The sequence below is a fragment of the Alkaliphilus metalliredigens QYMF genome (assembly GCF_000016985.1).
In the GTDB taxonomy this organism is placed as follows: domain Bacteria; phylum Bacillota; class Clostridia; order Peptostreptococcales; family Natronincolaceae; genus Alkaliphilus_A; species Alkaliphilus_A metalliredigens.
The window spans coordinates 2,706,795-2,721,236 of record NC_009633.1; the positions used below are offsets into that span (position 1 = coordinate 2,706,795).

General features: G+C 35.3%; 15 protein-coding genes. All 15 read right to left on the minus strand.

Annotated features, from left to right (window positions below; translation table 11 throughout):
* Nucleotides 1-56: 56 nt before the first annotated feature.
* The 15 genes from rpsB to flhA all read right to left on the minus strand — a co-directional run bounded on the left by rpsB (nucleotide 57) and on the right by flhA (nucleotide 14,438).
* Nucleotides 57-755: a 30S ribosomal protein S2 gene (rpsB, locus tag AMET_RS13265; RefSeq protein ID WP_012063814.1), complete on the minus strand. Its 699-nt coding sequence runs from the start codon at nucleotides 753-755 to the stop codon at nucleotides 57-59.
* A gap of 162 nt (nucleotides 756-917) precedes the next feature.
* On the minus strand, nucleotides 918-1,367 hold the full coding sequence (locus tag AMET_RS13270; RefSeq protein ID WP_041720808.1) for a hypothetical protein: 450 nt from the start codon (nucleotides 1,365-1,367) through the stop codon (nucleotides 918-920).
* Between the two features lie 10 nt (nucleotides 1,368-1,377).
* Entirely contained in the window at nucleotides 1,378-1,920 is a 543-nt protein-coding gene (locus tag AMET_RS13275) for a hypothetical protein (protein ID WP_012063816.1), read from the minus strand.
* 35 nt (nucleotides 1,921-1,955) lie between these two features.
* On the minus strand, nucleotides 1,956-2,267 hold the full coding sequence (locus AMET_RS13280) for a hypothetical protein (protein WP_012063817.1): 312 nt from the start codon (nucleotides 2,265-2,267) through the stop codon (nucleotides 1,956-1,958).
* 11 nt (nucleotides 2,268-2,278) lie between these two features.
* On the minus strand, nucleotides 2,279-4,093 hold the full coding sequence (locus AMET_RS13285; protein ID WP_012063818.1) for a DUF342 domain-containing protein: 1,815 nt from the start codon (nucleotides 4,091-4,093) through the stop codon (nucleotides 2,279-2,281).
* Nucleotides 4,094-4,159: 66 nt separating this feature from the next.
* Nucleotides 4,160-4,891, minus strand: a complete 732-nt coding sequence (locus AMET_RS13290; RefSeq protein WP_012063819.1) for a FliA/WhiG family RNA polymerase sigma factor — start codon at nucleotides 4,889-4,891, stop codon at nucleotides 4,160-4,162.
* A 16-nt stretch (nucleotides 4,892-4,907) separates the two neighbouring features.
* The gene (locus AMET_RS13295) at nucleotides 4,908-5,396 is read right to left on the minus strand and encodes a chemotaxis protein CheD (RefSeq protein WP_012063820.1); all 489 of its coding nucleotides are present in this window, start codon (nucleotides 5,394-5,396) and stop codon (nucleotides 4,908-4,910) included.
* Nucleotides 5,397-6,014, minus strand: a complete 618-nt coding sequence (locus AMET_RS13300) for a chemotaxis protein CheC (protein WP_012063821.1) — start codon at nucleotides 6,012-6,014, stop codon at nucleotides 5,397-5,399.
* A 20-nt stretch (nucleotides 6,015-6,034) separates the two neighbouring features.
* Nucleotides 6,035-6,481, minus strand: a complete 447-nt coding sequence (locus tag AMET_RS13305) for a chemotaxis protein CheW (RefSeq protein ID WP_012063822.1) — start codon at nucleotides 6,479-6,481, stop codon at nucleotides 6,035-6,037.
* Between the two features lie 12 nt (nucleotides 6,482-6,493).
* A complete protein-coding gene (locus tag AMET_RS13310; RefSeq protein ID WP_012063823.1) occupies nucleotides 6,494-8,551 on the minus strand; it encodes a chemotaxis protein CheA in 2,058 nt (685 codons plus the stop codon).
* A 3-nt stretch (nucleotides 8,552-8,554) separates the two neighbouring features.
* Entirely contained in the window at nucleotides 8,555-9,628 is a 1,074-nt protein-coding gene (locus AMET_RS13315; RefSeq protein WP_012063824.1) for a protein-glutamate methylesterase/protein-glutamine glutaminase, read from the minus strand.
* Complete coding sequence (locus tag AMET_RS13320) at nucleotides 9,629-10,285, minus strand: flagellar brake protein (protein ID WP_012063825.1); 657 nt, start codon at nucleotides 10,283-10,285, stop codon at nucleotides 9,629-9,631.
* Between the two features lie 16 nt (nucleotides 10,286-10,301).
* Complete coding sequence (locus AMET_RS13325; protein ID WP_012063826.1) at nucleotides 10,302-11,234, minus strand: MinD/ParA family protein; 933 nt, start codon at nucleotides 11,232-11,234, stop codon at nucleotides 10,302-10,304.
* A complete protein-coding gene (gene flhF, locus AMET_RS13330; RefSeq protein WP_012063827.1) occupies nucleotides 11,234-12,409 on the minus strand; it encodes a flagellar biosynthesis protein FlhF in 1,176 nt (391 codons plus the stop codon). The genes AMET_RS13325 and flhF overlap by 1 nt, the downstream gene beginning before the upstream one ends.
* 1 nt (nucleotide 12,410) lies before the next feature.
* Nucleotides 12,411-14,438 carry a flagellar biosynthesis protein FlhA gene (gene flhA, locus AMET_RS13335; protein WP_012063828.1) on the minus strand — a complete coding sequence of 676 codons (2,028 nt, stop codon included), beginning with the start codon at nucleotides 14,436-14,438 and terminating at the stop codon, nucleotides 12,411-12,413.
* Nucleotides 14,439-14,442: the final 4 nt, after the last annotated feature.

Genomic DNA, 14,442 nt, shown 5'->3' on the forward strand with positions numbered 1-14,442 from the left:
TAATATTAATGGCAAGGGAACAAGGGAGTCCCCTTTTACCCTTACCATTTATAAGTCTACTCTTCAGTTTGTTCTACTTGCTTACCTTCTATTATCGCATTCGCCATAGTAGCTGTAAGTAGCTTCACTGCACGAATTGCATCGTCATTACCTGGAATCATATAATCTATTTCATCTGGATCACAGTTTGTATCAACAATTGATATAACTGGAATACCCAAAGTTTGCGCTTCTTTGATAGCAATTCTTTCTTTTCTTGGGTCAACTATGAAAAGTGCATCTGGCATTTGTGTCATTCCTTTAATACCACCTAAAAACTTTTCAAGCTTTTCCATTTCATGTCGAAGCTTAATTACTTCTTTTTTAGGAAGAACTTCAAACGTACCATCTTCTGCCATTTTTTCGAGCTTGTGTAAACGATCGATCCGTAGTTTGATTGTTTTAAAGTTGGTCAACATACCACCTAACCATCTTTGGTTAACATAGTACATACCGCATCTTTTTGCCTCTTCTTCAATTGCCTCTTGCGCTTGTTTTTTGGTTCCAACAAAAAGAATTGTACTTCCTTCTGAAGCAATTTCCTTCATGACATTGTAGCATTGTTCTACCATCTTCACAGTCTTTTGAAGATCTATGATATAGATCCCATTTCTTTCTGTAAAGATATACTCTGCCATTTTCGGATTCCATCTTCTTGTCTGGTGTCCAAAGTGTACACCTGCTTCTAGTAATTGTTTCATTGAAATTACTGCCATTTACTTTGCCTCCTCTAGTTTTTACTTCCACCTTGTTCATCATTGCTCAGGACCCTTTAGGCACTTCTAAGCAAATCCCAAGATGTGTTTTTTCTCGCCTCTAGTATTCTATCACATACATTGCGGTGAATCAATAGTATTCTTAGAATTTCCCTAGTCTTTCTACAAATCCTTTAATATCATCAGTACTTCTTCTAAAGAGCTTTCAAAAGGAATTTCTGTTTTGCCATATTTTAAGCTCCTGGTAAGTTGTAGTTCGCTTACCTTTTTTATGAACTCATCACTATTGAGTATAACCTCGTTTTCATATAAATATTCAGCAATTTCTCTGGTAGACATACCTGGTTGAATCGTTACCCAAAATGCATTCTTCTCTTTTTCACCGTTTTGTATATTTTCTTGTGTGTGTTTCTCCTGAGTCGTATCTAATCTGTCCTTCATTTCTTCAATTTGTTTTTCCACATTGTTTTCAATTTCTTCCACTATCTCTTTAGGCTGAAGTACATCACCAATAATAGTGCCCTCATGATTTACTAACAAATTAAAGGAGGCCGTCAAGACCATGCCAATCCCCACACCCAATAACATACTACGTAATGAATGACTTCCCAACGATCTCACCTCATTTAATTAACTTCATAATCATTTCGACTTCTCTAACACTCTTGTTTTGCTTCTTTGCAATTGCTTGTGGGTGCTCTCCCAACTTCAATAAGTTAATAATGTCACCATTCTTTTCAGCGAAAATTTTATAATTCAACAGTTGGCTAAAGGATTCTTCTTGGTCTTTAGCTTCGCTATCCCTATCAGTAGTAGGCTTTACCGATTGAGTTAATGAATAAACAAGTTGAATATCTTCTCTTATTAAATGGACTTCTTCTTTAATTTCATTGATTTGATTCTGCAGATCATTTTCTGTCGTCATGGTGATGCGCCTAAGTTGTTCCTGTAAATAGTCACTTTCTTCAATTTCATTTGTATAATCCAATTGTTGATTCTTTATCAGTATAAAAACTGAGATCACAATGATTAAACAGCCTATGGCAAAAATAAGTAAATTAGGATCCATCATACACCTCTTTATTATCTGTGTATTGACTCTTCTTTCTTGTGTTGGAGAGAGAACAGTCAATACACCCTCGGAATCTCCTGGGTTACAATTCATAGGGAATTCAAACTCCCTCTGATCTAAATTAAAATTTATATTCGCAAATCAATTTTTTTACCTCTATGATCGAATTTATCAACTTGATCATGATTCTTGCTCTGTTTCTTATGTCTTTTTTTATTAAATTGTTGATTGCTATGATTTTTATCATTTTCGCCAAACTGTTTACTTTTTGTTTCTTCGTTATTTTGCACTTGTGTTTGTTTATTCTTAATTTCAGTTTGTTGTTTATTTTCAGTGAACTGATGGGAAATTTTACTTCGATTCATATCATTTTGTTTGTCTTTAGATTCATGGAGACTATTTGTAAAGGAAATTTGTGAATCAATTGGCTTAATAGACATAAGATCACCTCTTATTTTTCATATGGGCCTATTATAATACTTCCTTCTTTAATAGAAAGGGTGGTGTTTGAAATTTCATCATATATTTGTCTTATACCACTACCAATTGTCATTTTAACACCTGGATGAATTTTATTAAGTGCAGATATTTTCCCTTTATTTTGATTCTGTATGTTGTATTCAAGAAGTTTCAAATCCTTCGTCAGAGAAGTATGTGTCTCTTTTAATTGTTCATAAGTACTTACTGATTTTATTAAGACCTGTTGTTTATTTTTTGGAAGTTGCGAAGCCTTCGCCATTTTCCCCAATAATCTTATAGATTGATCTAACTTTTTAACATTTTTTTCAACATCTTCGACTTCTAATTTTAACTTTTCATAATTTTCTTTTTCATCGGGATCTACACCTACTTCAATTATTGTTGATGTTCCCATGGGAGATCCAATAGAGTGCGCTCTGATATCCACTCCTGCTCTGATATCCCCACCAGCAATCAAACCTTTACGGCCGGTTAGTTTCACCTTGTTTTTAGTTGAGACATTACTGTGAAGGATACAGTCGGCTTCCACATCCCCTGCAGCTTTAATTGTTGTATTTTCAATGTATTTGGCAATAAGGCTACCACCGGCTTCAAGATATGCTTGGTTATTTCCCTGGACTCCACGATGCAAAATAATATGACCTTTTGCTATAAGTGTTGCACCTTCCACTACCCCTAAAACCTCTATATCAGATTCAGCCTCTACTGTAAAACCAGATTTCACATTACCTTTCACAAAGACTTTTCCATTAAACTTTATGTTTCCAGTTGTTGTGTCTACATCACCTGGAACCTCATACACCGTACTGACAGATAGTTTATTGTCAATAATAGAGACCTGTCCATCCATATCAGCAAAGAGGCTAAGTCCGTCCTGGCTTTCCATTGTATTTTTACCTTTAATTAATTTTGCTTCTTTACCTTTTTTCGCATCAATTTCTCTTCCTAGAACGTCTACTCCTTTTTCACCCTCTGTAGGTCGTGTAATTTCAGCTAATAGTTGTCCTTTTTTTACATTCTTCACTTGATCTAGTTCTTTGAAGTCTACGGTCCCATCATCCATTATCTTGGGTAAGAATTCTTTGCTTGATGAAAATTTCAAGGTAAATGTGCCATCAATCCCATGAACGGGTTTTTTCCCATTGGAAATAATAAACTCATCATCAAACTTCTTTTTTGCAATCACATCAACAATCACTTTTTCATCCACAAAGTTGATAATACCTTTCTTTCTCAATGCCTCTTTGATAGCTTCCATACTTGGGGTTTTCCCACCATATGGCTTTGTAATCATCAGTTTTCCTGTAAGTCGATCATCCGAAACCTTAACCTTGATTTCACTATCAATCATTTTTTCAGATTGTTCTGATGCAATTTTAACTGCATTGCCAGGTTTATCATTAACAATTCCCTCAATAAGATTGAAATCAACCTTTTGTATTTTTTTCTTTTCGATGTATTCAAATATCTTCTTGACCTGCTCCGCCTTTGTTTGTGCAATGGATTCACTCATAGTAAGATATACACCATCTGGACGAAAATCGATTGCAAAGGATACTTCGTTTAATCGCATCTGCTTTAAATCAACTACCGTTTTCCCCTTAGATTCATCTTGAACATCTTTAAAATTTACTTTGATTTTAACATGTGATTTCCGAAATAGGCTAGATTTTTTTTCTCCAATTATCTTAATTAGCATCTCTTTTTCTTCAACTTTTAGTTTTGAGATTGCCTTATCTACAGCTTCTTGATATGTAGTCCCCTCAAATATCATCTTATCATCCATGATATTCCCCCCTAGTATGATTATCCTCGATGTTTCGCTAAGATTCTCTCTTAATTAAATCTCATTTTATCCAAGTTTCAATACCCCTTTTAGTCTTACAATTGCCTTAGAATGAAGTTGGGATACTCTTGATTCGGAAACATCCAACACCTGTCCAATCTCTTTATAGGTAAATCCTTCATAATAATATAAAGTGACCACTGTTTTTTCTCTTTCTGACAAAGACTCAATACTACTTCTTAATAACAAACGTTCTTCTTTATTACAAATTATTTGCTCGGGCAGATCATTTTCATCGCCTATAGGTATTTGATTATGATGTGTATCTGATAGTCTTTCTTCTAACGAAACAATATTGAAACTGTTTATTTGCTGAAGTGTACGGTGAAAATCACCAATTGACATTTCAAGTTCTTGGGCAACTTCAAAGTCTAATACACTTCTACCTAAGCGATTTTCTGCCTTAGCATATGCGTCCTCAATTTTTTTTGATTTTTGACGAATAGACCTAGGGACCCAATCTAAGTTTCTTAACTGATCAATAATTGCTCCTCTGATCCTAATTTGAGCATAGGTTTCAAACTTAACATTCTTGTTAATATCAAATTTCTCAATTGCATCAATGAGCCCAAATATCCCGTAACTAACTAAGTCATCATAGTCTACATTGCTGCCATAAGAAGTATACAGCCTTCCAGCAATAATTTTCACTAGGGCAATATACTTTTCAATTAATTCATTTTTAGTTTGTAAATCATGATTTTGCTTATAATGCTGCCATAGGCTTTGATGTTCCATTACTAAACCTCCTGGTTTAGATTTCGTGAACTCCGTGTCCGATTGTCTTAATGCGCAATCTCCCGTCCTCTGAATAAAATTCAATTGTTCGTCCATAATTACCACCTGTATTCTGGGCTATTATCGGAATTTTGAGACGCTCAAGCATATCCTTTGTGGCGATTATATTTCTTTCACCAATCTTCATCATATCGTTATTGTTCCCGAAGGAAAACATCTGGGACCCACCAGCTATTTTAGCAATGAGTTTACTTCTACCCGCTCCCCTTGAAATCATTTCCTGTATCAGAAGTTCAATAGCGGTATCTGCAAACTTTGCTTTATTGCTATTATTCCGAATTTGTTCACTACTAGGCAACATAATATGTGCTAACCCTGCTACCTTCTTTTGCTTATCATAGAGGCAAATTCCCACACAAGATCCTAAGCCAAGTGTCGTTAACATTCCTGGATTCTCCACTACCTTTAAGTCGGCCATTCCAACTTTGATTATTATTTTATCCATTTACTCATAGACTCCTAAACTTTTTAGTAATATTGGAAATGATTCCTCATCGGGTATTAGGAAAAAATGCCCTTTGACTAGATCGCTTCCCTCTTTTAATTGTGTTTCTATCATGAGTACCTTATCTCCAATATGACCGAATTGAATGGCAGGAACACTTAGAATGGCACCCGCCATATCAATTGATAATGAGGGGATTGATATTTTTAAATCTAACCTAGTCAGTGAAGAAAGTGCTGATATATAAGCACCCGATAAAATATTTCCTATTTCCTGTAAAGCAGAACGGTCCATTTCATCTAGTCCATTGTCTCTATTATCTTTTTGAATTAATAAATTTATTAGTATTTTACAAGAGTCTAAATCCAGTAAAAACATAATATTCCCAGAAAGATCTCCTTCAACTCGAAAATATACTCCTGCCACAGTTGTCTCTTCGCCTCCAAGAATTTGAGTTACATCGTCAAAGGCCAATATTTTCACAACAGGCAAGTTCATGTCAATTCGCTTGTCCAGAATACCCGCTAATGCAGTCGCAGCATTTCCCGCTCCAATGTTACCAATTTCCCTTAATACATCTAGGTGTAGTTGGTTTAAACTTTCAATATTTAAAGACATAACATGTCACGCTCCACTTCTTATGCTTCTATGGCGATGCCAAGAATTTTAGGAATGTCAAGTACGATGATCATTCTCTCACCAACTTTACCAATTCCGTTTACATAGTCATCCTCAAAGGTGTTGACGAGATGCGTTGCATTGTCAATTGCTTCTCTTTCAATCTTTAAGACCTCAGAAGAACTACCAACTAGTATACCTACAGTCATTTCATCTATGGTCAAAACTATAATTCTAGATTCATTTGTTGGATTACTTTGGTTTAGATGAAACCTTTGATAAAGATCAACAACCGGTATCACTTCCCCTCTTAGGTTGATTACACCCTTGATAAAAACAGGAGTATTTGGAATTCTTGTCATTTCAGGTACCCGTTCGATTGTTTCAACATACTGAATTGGAATCCCATAGGACTCCTTATTTAGTGTGAAGATGACATACTGATTATTTGCTGATATATCATTCACTTCGCTCACTCCTTAAAAGTATGAATTGGTATCAATAATTAATGCCACTGTACCATTCCCTAAAATTGTTGCGCCTGCAACACCTTGTACATTTCCTAAAAACTTTCCAAGTGATTTGATAACAATTTCTTGTTGTCCAATCAACTCATTGACAACCAAGCCTACTGTTTTATCGCCCTTTTTAACAATTACAACAGTTGCTTCATCCTCTTCTATATCAGCATTGCTCGCACCTAACAAATTAGATAGCCGTAGAATTGGTAGTGTCTCATTTCTGTACAATATAATTTCATTATTTTGCACCTTCCTAATATGACTCTGGCTAATGGTTGTAATTTCTTTGATACTACTTAGTGGAATGGCATATTTTTCGTTTCCTACAATGACAAGCAATGCTTGAATAATCGCTAAGGTTAAAGGTAGTCTAATAATAAATTTGCTACCTTTCCCTTTTTGAGAATCAACCTCAATAGCGCCTCCAAGGGATTCAATCTTTGTTTTAACCACGTCTAATCCCACGCCACGTCCAGAAACATCCGATACTTTATCTGCTGTACTAAATCCAGCAGTAAATAGTAATTCGACTGCCTCTTTGTCGTCCATTAAGTCAGCCTGTTCGGCATTAACCAATCCTCTTTCAACGGCTTTTTCTTTGACTTTGAGAATATTAACCCCCTGTCCATCATCAGTAATTTCAATAACCACGCTGTTCCCATCGGGATATGCAATTAGTTTTACTGTACCACTTTTACTTTTCCCAATATCCATACGATACTCAGGATCCTCTATTCCATGATCAATTGAGTTTCGAATTAAATGAATAAGTGGGTCTCCTATCTCATCAATAACAGTTCGGTCTACCTCTGTTTCTTCCCCTGACAGCACTAGAGAGATTTCTTTTCCTAAATCCTTCGATAAATCTCTTACCATTCTAGGAAATCGATTAAAGACCCTCTCTATAGGAACCATTCTTACTTTCATAACAGCATCGTGGAGGCTAGTGGTAATTCGCTCTAAGTGTTCAGTTGCTTCATTCATGTTTTGACGTTTTCCATCATCACCTATGTCTTCTAGTCTTGTTTTAATGATGATCAGCTCACTGACTAGATTCATTAAATTATCAAGTCTGTCAATATCCACTCTCACGGTTTTGCCAGTTTTGCTTCTTTTTTCTTTTACTTCATTTTTTTCAGTTCCAGCTTCAGTAACCGTAACAGCCTGTTGTGCTTTCATTTCCTCAATTGTTTCCTTATTTTTGCCATCTTCATAATTTACGATTTGATCCTCATGTAAATTATCTTCGAGTTGATTCTTCAAATCAATGACAGAAAAAAACTCAATGTCTGAGATTTCATTTAATTCTCTCTCAATTTCCTCAACAGGGACTTTGGAAAGTACAACTAGTTCAAAGGACAAATCAAACTTTTCATCTTCAATATCCTCAATAGATGGTTCCGATTGAATGATTTCAGAAACACCGTCTAAAGCATTAATAATAATATAAGCCCTAGCTGACTTGAGCATACAGTTCTCATCTAGTATTACTTTAATAGAATATGGCGTTATTCCTTCTTTCATCGCAAGATGCACTGCTTTACGTGTATGATCTTTCAATTTAATGGTTCCATTTAAAGTATCCGAACCCATAGGCTCCTCTGATTGTTGCACTTGAATCGTAACTTCTGGACCCCCAACTGTTAATAGATGAAATTTATCAATTAATATCTTAGGAGAGTCCGTTCCTTCGGAACCTGATAACTCTACTTCATTAATATATTTTTCCAATCGATCAAAGCACTCAAATAATAGATCAACCACTTTAGCAGTCATACTCATCTCATTGCTTCTTATAGAGTGTAGTACATTTTCCATTTCATGTGTTAATTGGGCAATGTGTTTATATCCCATTGTAGCAGACATACCTTTAAGTGTATGTGCAATTCTAAATATTTCATTCAATAGATTCATATCCTCTAAGGAATTTTCCAAGGAAAGTAGATTTGTATTCATGTTTTGCAAGTTTTCCTTAGACTCTTCTATAAATATTTCTAAATATTGGTTCATATCCATCTTCTACACCTCCACTCGAGTAATAATTTCATTCGCTATTTTGTGTAATGGTACAATTGTATCTACCTTACCGGTTTTAACAGCACTTTTAGGCATGCCGTATACAATACTTGTTTCTTCATCTTGGGCAATGATATAACTATTGACTTGGTTTTTTATTTCTCCCACCCCTTCAGTCCCATCAGAGCCCATACCAGTCATGATGACACCTATTAAATTCTTATTGTTTAAATTCGATACAGATTTAAAAAGTACATCAACCGAAGGTCTATGTCCCGAAACAGGTTCATCCTGGTTTAAATGGATTTGCAACTGTTTATTCGATCCTTCTACAACTGCCATGTGATATCCTCCAGGAGCAATATACGCATGACCTGGTAACACCGCTTCTAAGTGGGTGGCTTCTTTTACATTGATGTGTGAGAGGGTATTTAATCGATTTGCCAGAGACTTAGTAAATCCAGCCGGCATATGCTGAACAACGAGAAAACTCGCTTGGATATTAGCTGGTAGATATGGAATCACACTCTGTAGTGCTTTAGGGCCCCCCGTTGACACACCAATGGCAACCAGTGTAGTTTTTTGCCGATTAATTTTATGCGTATTTGGCTGAGAAAATAAAAACGATGTTTTTTCAGCCCTGACTTCCTTTAAATTGGATTGCGTAATTTTTGCCTTTACCGCTTCCTTGACTTTACTAATCATTTCATCTTTTAGTGTATCTCCGTTAATTTTGAACAGACTTGTGGGTTTTTGAATAAAGTCTATAGCTCCTAACTCCAAAGCGGAAATTGTTGCTTCCCCACCTTCACTTGTTAAGCTACTAAGCATAATGACGGGTAAAGGACACTTTTCCATGATAAGCCTCAAAGCTTCAATTCCATCGCAAATCGGCATTTCTATATCCAATGTCACAACATCAGGTTTAAGCTCCAGAATTTTTTTAACCACTTCACTTCCGTTTCGTGCAGATCCAACTACAGTTATTTTGGGATCTGCATTTAGAATGTCAGTGATCATCTTTCTCATGAATGCAGAATCATCAACAACCAATACATTAATTTTTTTATCTATCATTTATATCAATCCTCTTTTTCGCAATAGTCTCTGCTGTTCAAATATAAATGCGATAATTTCTTTCCTCACCACAGCATCAATCTCTGTAAATTCGATCCCAATTTTATATTCTTTAAGAATGGGATCAAATTCTTTTCTAATTACTTTTCCTATTGCTTCTAAATTTTGATGTTCCTCTATAAACACCGTGCATTTTACAGCCTCATTCATCTCAACTTTATTTCTGGTTATGATTTTAACTCCACCACCACTGAGGTCCTTTGTAACGCCTGAAATCACTTGTCCATCTTTATCTAATGATTCAATCTTAAATTTTTTGATAACAGGAAATCGATAATGGTCTCGACGCTGAATCTTTGAGATAGAGCTTATGGGTTTAATCTCATATAGTTGTAGTTCACTTCCTTGAACTTGGTTCTTCTCTACTATTTCTCCAAGGAAGCTATATATTCCTTTTCCTTCTCTATAAAAAATAAACTTCAACTTTTCATTATCATGCAGTCTATAGGCATGTCCATCACTTAATGGTGAATTAATATATATTTTACCTTGTTTTAGTTCAGCAACTTGACTTAATAGTGGTGATTTTTTTTCCTGTGTATCAGTTAGTTCAATTTCAATCTTATCTCCTACTTGAAGCTCATTATAAATATCCATCTCCCTTCCTTCCTCCCTATCTAAATAACTTAATTAATCTATCCATAAATTTTTCTTTTGTAGCTTCTAAAGAAGGTGTTGGTCTTTGATTAATTAATCCCTTCGCAATTCGTTCAATATTTTTACTAGCTATTGTATTGGGAAATTGAAGTATAAAAGGTTTTTGCAACTTTACCGCTCTAGAAACAGAGCTATCATCAAACAGGTAACCTGCCTTTTCAACCTTCATATTCAAAAATTTTTCACTAGCCTTTTGGAGTTTTGAAAAGGTTATATCACCTTCAAGTGTACTCTCCACGCGATTGACAACAATTTTCATTTTTTTGTTTTTATCTCTTTTGGCAATCGCTTTAATCATTGCATAGGCATCGGTTAAAGCTGTGGGTTCTGGTGTTGTAATAATGATTGCTTCATCAACAGCTAATACAAATGATAAAACGGAATTTGACAAGCCGGCGCCAGTATCAATTAGAATATAATCGGCATATCCATAAATATCGTTAAATTTTTCAATTAGTTCAGTTAATTGGTCATGGGGCATATCAACTAATTCTATTATCCCAGATCCACCAGAAATAAATTTGATACCATTGGGCCCTTCAGTCATGACTTCTTTAATATTTTTGTTTTGATGAATCACATCAAATAATGTATATTTTGGAATCACACCAAGTATAATATCAATGTTTGCTAATCCAAGATCTGCATCAATGATCACTACTTTTTTATTTTCATTACTTAAACTGATAGCTAAATTAATCGTAAAGTTTGTTTTACCAACGCCACCTTTTCCACTTGTAATACCAATTACTTTAGTATCTATTGTTTGGTTTGTGTGGCTAGATATGTCTAAGTCTGGTGTTACATAGGACATGGTATTTTTTTTTATTATTTTACTATTGGTTCTTTGATGAATCATCTCTCTCAACTTAGTGGCTTGATCTTGCATTAAGAAACCTCCTTTACAATGAGGTCTACAATTTTATCTAGGTCCAAAATTTCAATGTCATCAGGAACACTTTGCCCTGTGGTAATATAAGAAAGTGGTTTTTGTATGAACATAGCTGTATTAATAATCGTCCCAAAGGTTGATGCTTCATCTAGTTTTGTAAAAATCAACTTATAATCCTTTAAAAAATCATATGCTTTAATCATTTCCTTTATATCGACGGTTCTTGTTGTACAACTAATCACAAAGTATACTTCCTTACACTCTATTTGTTGCAATAATGTTTCCAATTCTAAAATTTGTTCTTTATTTTTATGACTCCGACCTGCTGTATCTATAAATATCAGATCTTTGTGCTTGAGATTATCAATAGCTTTATTTATTTCCGAGGACTTGTAGACAACCTCTAGAGGAATATTCAAAATGTCGCTATATGTTCGAAGCTGCTCTACAGCAGCAATTCTATATGTATCTGCACTGATTAATCCAACACTCTGGCCCTCATTCAGAGCATGATGTGCCGCTAGCTTTGCAATTGTAGTTGTTTTCCCAACCCCTGTTGGTCCAACAAAAAATATAATTTGTGGTGATTCTTTGTTGATCGTACTCACTTTAAAAATGTATTGTTCTAACACCTCAACCAATTTTTCTTTCAAGGTTGCTTCTTTATTGAGGACAGTTTTATTGGTTATGTCTATTTCTTCATAGGTCTCTAATAGTTTATCGATTAACAGAGGATCGACTTCATGCTTATTGAATGTCTGATAGAGCTGATTTAGTTCTTCATCATCGGCGTACCTGTCTTGTTCTCCACTATGCTCTTGCTTCATATTCTTCATGAAAACATGAAGCATTCCTTTAATTTCATCAATTTCCCTTGATAGTGTCGCCGATTTTTCATCCTTTGTTTCGATTTGACTAACTCTTTCTTTTAAAATATCCTCTGGTCTCTTGGCTAACGACTTATGCTCTATTACATTGTTTGCTTTGTTCAAACCTGTATTACCTTCATCAATAGCTGCTACCACTTCAATCACTGATTTTTTAAATATACTAAATATTCCAGTGGGCTTAACCTTCTTTTGATGTAGAATAACAGCATTATTGCCTAACTCACTTTTGACCTTACTCATTACTTCATGGTTATTGCTTCCAGTAAACTTCTTTACTTTCATTTTAGATACTCACCGTCCCTACTGATTCCATTTCTACTGAAGGGTCCACTTCATTATAAGATAAAACAACTAAATCAGATGTAAGTTGTTCAGATAATCTTTTGAAATATAATCGAACGATTGGTGCCGTAATCACAATAGGTTGTTCGCCTAGGGACATCATATTTTGAACTTGCTTTGAAAGATTTCTTAATATCACTTGAACAATTTCTGGATCAATTGATATAAATGTACCTCTTTCCGTTTGTTGCAATGAATCCATTATTTTTTGTTCTAAACTTTGTTCCAATGTAATCACCTTTGCAGGTTGGGTTGTGATGAATTGTTTTGTAATGGCACGTCCTAATCCTTGTCTCACATATTCTGTCAACATATCTACATCACGGGTCATAGATGCATGATCTGCTAAGGTTTCGAGTATCGTCACCATGTTTCTTATTGAGACACCTTCCTTTAGCAAATTAGCCAACACTTTCTGTACTTCACCAAGACTCAATTGACTTGGGATTAATTCTTCAACTAAAACAGAGTTTGTTTCTTTTACATTATCAACCAATTTCTTCACTTCTTGTCTACCTAGTAACTCATGAGAGTGCTTTTTAATAACTTCAGTTAAATGGGTCGCAATAATTGAAGGTGGATCTACAACGGTATAGCCATACATCTCTGCATTTTCTCGTTCTTCCTCATTGATCCATTTAGCTGGAAGGCCAAATGCTGGCTCCACAGTGTCGATACCTTCTAATTCTCCCTCAGCCAATCCAGGATTCATTGCTAGATAGTGATCAAATACAATTTCCCCAGATGTGATCTCAACACCCTTTATCTTAATCACATATTGATTGGGTTCTAGTTGAATGTTATCACGAAGTCTAATCATTGGGACAATCACCCCAAGTTCCATGGCACACTGTCTACGAATCATCACCAATCGGTCAAACAGGTCTCCCCCTTGGTTGCTATCAGCCAAAGGAATAATGCCGTAGCCAAATTCTAGTTCGATTGGATCTACATTCAATAATGGCATAACATTTTCTGGCTTTCTTTTTTCATCTGCTGCCTCTTGAATTTCATCTGGCTGTGTTTCAATTTCTGATTCCCGGAATTTTTTCCTTAAATTCATTCCTATATAAAGAAATAAAGTGCCTAAGGCAAAGAAAGGAAAAACAGGCATCGGTGTTGCAAATGCAAAAGTCATGAGAAATCCAGAAATAATAAACATGATTTTAGGCTGTTTAAAGAGCTGACTAATTACATCGCTACCTAGATTGTCTTCTGAAGCTGCTCTTGTCACCACAATACCAGTTGCGGTTGATATTAATAGGGCAGGTATTTGACTCACAAGTCCATCACCCACAGTCAACAGCGTATATGTTCTCATGGCTTCGCCCATGCTTAAGCCACCCATAGATCCAATTGCAAAGCCTGCCACGATGTTAATCATGGTAATGATTATTCCTGCGATGGCGTCTCCCTTTACAAACTTACTGGCTCCATCCATGGCACCGTAAAAATCAGCTTCTCTTTGTATCTTTTTTCTTCGATCACGGGCTTGATGATCATCTATCAGGCCCGCATTTAAATCTGCATCAATGGCCATTTGTTTACCTGGCATGGCATCTAATGTAAACCTTGCTGCTACTTCAGCTACCCTTTCAGATCCTTTTGTAATGACTAGAAACTGGACAATCACAATAATTAAAAAGACAATAAATCCAACGATTGCATCTCCACCAATTACAAAGTTACCAAATGTGTCAATCAAAGTCCCAGCATTACCAGTTGATAAAATATATCTTGTTGTTGTGATATTCAACGACAGCCGTAGCAAGGTTGTTAAAAGAAGTATCGATGGAAAAATAGAAAATTCTAAAGCTTCCTTTGTATACATTGCAATTAACAAAATCAGGAGCGCCAATGATATATTAAAGCTTAATAGCACATCTACTGCTGCTAATGGAATAGGAATAATAATTATGATTACAATGGCAATAACGGCTATTGCTACGATAATATCACCAAACTTCATTTTG

Coding starts and splice junctions, on each gene's coding strand:
- rpsB (WP_012063814.1), bottom strand. CDS start 755: ATGGCAGTAATTTCAATGAAACAATTACTAGAAGCAGGTGTACACTTT.
- AMET_RS13275 (WP_012063816.1), bottom strand. CDS start 1,920: ATGAATTGTAACCCAGGAGATTCCGAGGGTGTATTGACTGTTCTCTCT.
- AMET_RS13280 (WP_012063817.1), bottom strand. CDS start 2,267: ATGTCTATTAAGCCAATTGATTCACAAATTTCCTTTACAAATAGTCTC.
- AMET_RS13285 (WP_012063818.1), bottom strand. CDS start 4,093: ATGGATGATAAGATGATATTTGAGGGGACTACATATCAAGAAGCTGTA.
- AMET_RS13290 (WP_012063819.1), bottom strand. CDS start 4,891: ATGGAACATCAAAGCCTATGGCAGCATTATAAGCAAAATCATGATTTA.
- AMET_RS13295 (WP_012063820.1), bottom strand. CDS start 5,396: ATGGATAAAATAATAATCAAAGTTGGAATGGCCGACTTAAAGGTAGTG.
- AMET_RS13300 (WP_012063821.1), bottom strand. CDS start 6,014: ATGTCTTTAAATATTGAAAGTTTAAACCAACTACACCTAGATGTATTA.
- AMET_RS13310 (WP_012063823.1), bottom strand. CDS start 8,551: ATGGATATGAACCAATATTTAGAAATATTTATAGAAGAGTCTAAGGAA.
- AMET_RS13315 (WP_012063824.1), bottom strand. CDS start 9,628: ATGATAGATAAAAAAATTAATGTATTGGTTGTTGATGATTCTGCATTC.
- AMET_RS13320 (WP_012063825.1), bottom strand. CDS start 10,285: ATGGATATTTATAATGAGCTTCAAGTAGGAGATAAGATTGAAATTGAA.
- AMET_RS13325 (WP_012063826.1), bottom strand. CDS start 11,234: ATGCAAGATCAAGCCACTAAGTTGAGAGAGATGATTCATCAAAGAACC.
- flhF (WP_012063827.1), bottom strand. CDS start 12,409: ATGAAAGTAAAGAAGTTTACTGGAAGCAATAACCATGAAGTAATGAGT.
- flhA (WP_012063828.1), bottom strand. CDS start 14,438: ATGAAGTTTGGTGATATTATCGTAGCAATAGCCGTTATTGCCATTGTA.